The organism is Micromonospora sp. LOL_015 (genome assembly GCF_048060275.1).
Classification (GTDB): Bacteria; Actinomycetota; Actinomycetes; order Mycobacteriales; family Micromonosporaceae; genus Micromonospora_E.
On record NZ_JBHMIO010000098.1, the window covers coordinates 1 to 5,320 of the forward strand.

At 73.1% G+C, this 5,320-nt stretch carries 3 protein-coding genes; all 3 read right to left on the reverse strand.

Annotated elements, in window-relative coordinates; genetic code table 11:
• On the reverse strand, positions 1-1,676 hold a 1,676-nt coding region (locus ACFHWU_RS28565), incomplete at its 3' end, for a type I polyketide synthase (protein WP_416592217.1).
• 49 nt (positions 1,677-1,725) lie between these two features.
• On the reverse strand, positions 1,726-2,994 hold the full coding sequence (locus ACFHWU_RS28570; RefSeq protein ID WP_416592218.1) for a cytochrome P450: 1,269 nt from the start codon (positions 2,992-2,994) through the stop codon (positions 1,726-1,728).
• A gap of 156 nt (positions 2,995-3,150) precedes the next feature.
• Positions 3,151-5,319: a beta-ketoacyl reductase gene (locus tag ACFHWU_RS28575; RefSeq protein ID WP_416592219.1), complete on the reverse strand. Its 2,169-nt coding sequence runs from the start codon at positions 5,317-5,319 to the stop codon at positions 3,151-3,153.
• Position 5,320: the final 1 nt, after the last annotated feature.

The window sequence follows — 5,320 nt, forward strand, 5'->3', positions numbered from 1 at the left end:
CCATACAACTCGGCACCCATACCCACACGCTGCGCACCCTGACCCGTGAACATCACCGCCAGGGAGCCGGCAACCGTTCTCGCGACGGGACGTTCGCCGGCGGCCAGGCGGGAGAGCTCGTGCCGCAACTCGCCGGGGCCGTCGCCGACGACCACCGCGCGGTGGTCGAGCACGCTGCGGACGGCGAGGGCGCGGCCGATGCCGGCGGGGGCACCGGGGTGCGTGGCGAGCCGGCCGGCCTGGGCGCGCAGGGCCGCCTCGGACCGGGCCGACAGCGGCCACGGGATCGTCGCCGGCGCCGCGCCGTCGTTCGCCGGTTCGGCGCCGGGGAACTGTTCGAGGATCACGTGGGCGTTGGTGCCGCTGATGCCGAACGACGAGACGGCGGCCCGGCGGGGCGATCGGGTGGCCGGCCACTCGACCGCGTCGGTCAGCAGGCTGACGCGGCCGGAGCCCCAGCGCACGCCCGGTGCCGGCTGCTCCGCGTGCAACGTACGGGGCAGCAGCCCGTGTCGGATCGCCTGCACCATCTTGATGACGCCGGCCACCCCCGCAGCGGCCTGGGTGTGACCGATGTTGGACTTGACCGAACCGAGCCACAGCGGTTGTTCGCGGTCCTGTCCGTACGTGGCCAGCAGCGCCTCGGCCTCGATCGGGTCGCCCAGCCGGGTACCTGTCCCGTGCGCCTCGACGGCGTCGATGTCGCGAGGGGTGAGCTGGGCGTTGTGCAGCGCCTGCCGGATGACTCGTTGCTGCGCCTGGCCGTTCGGGGCGGTCAGCCCGTTGGAGGCGCCGTCCTGGTTGACCGCGGAGCCCCGCACCACCGCGAGGATGCGACGGCCGTGGCGACGGGCGTCCGACAGCCGTTCCAGCAGCAGCCAGCCCACCCCCTCACCCCAGCCGGTGCCGTCGGCCTCGGCACCGAACGACCGGCAGCGCCCGTCGCCGGAGAGGCCGCCCTGCCTGGTGAACTCGACGAACAGCTCGGGCGTCGTCATGACGGTGACGCCGCCGGCGAGGGCGAGGGTGCTCTCACCCTGCCGTAGCGACTGCACGGCCAGGTGCAGCGCCACCAGCGAGGACGAGCAGGCCGTGTCGACGGTGACGCCGGGGCCCTGGAAACCGAAGGTGTACGAGATCCGGCCGGACAGCACGCTGGCGCTGGTGGCCGTGGAACCGAAGCCGGCGAACGCCGACGAGGGCAGTCCGGCGCCGTGGTCCTGACCGTTGGTACCCGCGAACACCGCCGTCGGGCTGCCCCGCAGCGACTCCGGGTCGATGCGTGCGTCCTCCATCGCCTCCCAGGCCGTCTCGAGCAGCAGGCGCTGCTGGGGGTCGGTGGCCAGGGCCTCCCGCGGCGACATGCCGAAGAAGGCCGCGTCGAATCCGCCGGCGTCGGCGAGGAAGCCACCGAGCGGGGCGGCACCGCCCAGGTCGGAGGGGGCCCAGGCACGGTCGGCCGGGGCCGGGGCGATCGCGTCGACGCCCTCGGCCACGAGTTGCCACAGCCCGGCGGGCCCGGTGACGCCGCCGGGAAGCCGGCAGGACATGCCGAGGATCGCGACCGGCTCGGCGGCCGCGTCCCGGAGTTCCTGCACCTGCTCCCGGGCTCGGCCCAGGTCCGCCGTCACCTTCTTCAGGTAACCGCGGAGCTTGTCCTCCAGGTTCTCCGGCACGGTCTGCCTCCGATCGTTGCTGAGCGGGTGGGGCCGGCGGGCCGCCGGGTCAGGGCTGGAAGGAGACCTTCATGTGCTCCAGGCCGCGGACGACGATGTGCCGCCGGTACTCCAGCGAACTCTCGTCGACCTCGGGGTTCCCGAGCCGCTGCGCGAAGGCGGAGATGGCGATCTCGGCCTCGAGTTTGGCCAGGCCGGATCCGATGCAGAAGTGGGCGCCCGCCCCGAAGGCCAGCGACACGTTCTTGATCTTCCGGTGGACGTCGAACACGTCGGGGTTCTCGTACGCGCGGGGGTCGCGATTGCCGGCGGCCATGAGCACCACCACGATGGTGCCGGGATCGAGGTCGTACCCGCCGACGGTGGTGCGGGCCCGGGCCATCCGGGCGGCCAGGTGCACCGGCGGGTCGTAGCGCAGCGCCTCGTCGACCATGTTCGTGATCACGCCCGGGTCCTCCCGCAGCATGGTCATCTGGTCTTGGTTGCGCAGCAGCGCCAGGATGCCGCCGGAGATGAGGTTGGTGGTCGACTCGTGGGCCGCCACGAAGAGGGTGGCCAGCACGCTGGTCACCTCGAAGCGGGTGAGCCGTTCGCCGTTGCTCTCGGTGGCCAGCAGGCTCGACACCAGGTCGTCACCGGGGTTCTTGCGGCGGCGGTGGATCAGGTCGGCGAAGTAGGCGTGCGCGGCCATGGCGACACTGCCGAACCGGTTGATCTCGTCGCGGTTGAAGACGTTCAGCACGCCGATGGCCGCGCCCAGCGTGGGCAGCTCGGTCGAGAGCGCCAGGTCGTCGGACCATTCCTTGAGCATGTCGCGCTCGTCGTCCGGGATACCGAACAGGTCGCAGATGATGCCGATGGACACCGGGTAGGCGAGATCGGCGACCACGTCGAGCTCGCCCCGGTCCTGGAACTCCTCGAACAGACCGTCCACGATGCGGGTGATCTGCGGTCCGAAGCTCTTCACGATCCGGGGGGTGAACGACTTCGACACGAGCTTGCGCTGGCGGCCGTGCCCGGGCTGGTCCATGAAGAAGATGGAGCTGGCCGCCCGTTCCGCGTCGTCGACCACGAAGCCCTTGATGGACGGTGCCTCGGAGGTGTCGCTGCCCATGTCGCGGTGTCGCAGGATCTGTGAGCAGTGCTCGTACTCGCCGAAGAGCACGACGGATCCGTTCTCGACGGCGGTGGGTCCCGCCTCACGCAGCTCGCCGAGCAGGGGGTAGGGGTCAGCCCGGATACCGTGATCCATCAAGCTGCGCAGCGGGTTGCTGCCGGCACCCGGCAGCGTCCGCGCCTCGGTGAGCTCACCACTCATGGTCCGTGTCTCCTCAACCGCTCGACGACTGTCTGGGTCTGCGTTTGCGTTTGCGAGCCAACCAGCCGGACCCGGGCCGACACAGTTCCGGATGTCCACGGCCCGGGCCATCCCGAGGTAATCGGCGTCTCCCCCGGCTGATCGGACGGGGTGCGATCAGGACAGCCCGAGGTCCTCGTCGATGATCCGGAAGATCTCGTCGTCGTCGGCGGAGTCCAGCAAGGTCTCGTCGAAGCCGGGGGACTGCGCGCGGAGCCGGGTCAGCACGGCCTCGAGCCGCCCGGAGAGCTGGTCGCGGAGCGCCGGGTCGAGACCGGCCGGACCGTCACGGAAGAGGTCCTCCGTCAACCGGTCCAGGGTGGCCAGCGGGCCGGCGTCCACGTCCGCCGGCGCCAGCCGGGCCCGCAGGAAGGCGCCCAGTGCCGCCGGGGTGGGATGGTCGAACACCAGCCCGGTGGGCAGGTCGAGCCCGGTGGCGGCGGCGAGCCGGTTGCGCAGCTGGACGGCGCTGAGCGAGTCGAAGCCCAGGTCGCGGAACGCGGCGCCCGCAGTGACGACCGCCGGGTCGGCGTGGCCGAGCAGGGCGGCGGCTTCCTCCTGGACGTGCCGCACCAGCATGCGGTCGCGGTCGTTTTCCGGCGCCGCGGCCAGCCGTTCCGGCAGCGCGGGATCGGGGACTGCGGCGAGCGGCGCGGCCGGGACGAGGGACGCGATCGACGGAGTGACGCCGCGCGCCGCGGCGAACCGTGCCCAGTCGAGGTCGGCGATGGTCACGGTGGCCTCGTCCTGGGCGATCGCCTGCCACAGCGCCGCGAGCGCGGGGCCGGTCTGCAACGGCGTGATGCCCTGGTGGCGCAGCCGTTCGGCGTGCGCCGCCGCCATGCCGCCGTCGATCCAGGGGCCCCAGGCAACGGACAGCGCCGGCACCCCTTCGGCCCGGTAAGCCTGTGCCATGGCGTCCAGGGCCGCGTTCGCCGCCGCGTACACGCCCTGGCCCGGCTGACCGACCACGCCCGCGAGCGAGGAGAACGCCACGAACGCGGTCAGGTCGTGACCGCGGGTCGCGTCCCGCAGGGCGGCGTACGCGTCCACCTTCGGGCGCAGGACGTCGCGTACCTGCTCGGCGGTGACCGTATCCACAGTGGCGTCGTGCAACGTCCCGGCAGCGTGCAGCACAGCCGTCAGTGGGCGGTCGGCCGTCAGCGTGGCGAGCAGGCCCGTCAGCGCGTCCCGGTCGGCGATGTCACAGGCGGCCACGGTGACCGCGGTGCCGGTTGCGGTCAGGTCGGCGGCCAGCTCGCGAGCGCCGGGAGCGTCGATGCCACGCCGGCTGACCAGCAACAGGTGGGCGTCTCCCGCGGCGGCCAGCGCACGGGCGACGTGACCACCCAGCGCCCCGGTGCCGCCGGTGATGAGGACGGTGCCGGTGGGCTCCCACGGCTTGCCGGGCCGGGCCGGGGCGGGCACGATCCGGCGGGCGACGAGACCGGTCGCGCGTACGGCGACCTGGTCCTCGGCGCCGCCGAGCGCGGCCGCGACCCGGGCCCACGCCGGGGTGGCCGTGGTCTCGGGCAGGTCGATGAGCCCGCCCCAACGGTCCGGGTGCTCGAGGGCGGCGACCCGGCCCAGGCCCCATACCGCGGCCTGCCCGGCCGCGGGCGGCCCGTCCTGGCCCGTGGCGTCCCGGGTGAGGACCCAGAGCGGCGCACGGATCCCGGCCGCGCCGAGCGTCCGGACCGTGGCCGCGAGGGTGGCGGGGTCCAGAGGCGGCAGGGCCAGCACACCGGCCGCGTCCGTCGCGGCGCCGGGCAGGTCCTCACCGGTCACGGCGACAGGCTGGGCACCCGCGACGGCGAGAGCCTTCAAGCAGTCCGCTGGCACGTCGGCGACGGTTGGCGCCAGGATGAGCCAGGTGCCGGAGAGCCGGGCGGCGGGTTCGGGGACGGGCCTCCAGGTGACGTGGTAGAGCAGCTCATCGGTGTGCGCCTGCCGGCGCTGTCGCCATCGGGCGAGCACCGGGAGGGCGTCTTGCAGCGTGACGCGTTCGGTGTCCTCGGTGGAGAACTCCTCGACGGCCGACCGGTCGACCAGGTCCCAGAACTCGGTGTCGGCCCGCGACGCCGGCTGCGGGGTAAGCCAGAAACGCTCGTGCTGGAACGCATAGGTCGGCAGGTCCACCCGCTGCGCCCCGGCGAAATACGACGCCCAGTCCACCTCGACCCCACGTGCCCACAACCGGCCCATCGCCTCGGCCAGAGCCACCGCCTCGCCGTGACCACGACGCTGAGCGGCAACCCACTGTCCCTCACCCATGGCCGACAACACC

Excerpts from the sequence above, each read along its gene's own strand:
- ACFHWU_RS28570 (WP_416592218.1), bottom strand. The coding sequence starts at position 2,994 with ATGAGTGGTGAGCTCACCGAGGCGCGGACGCTGCCGGGTGCCGGCAGC.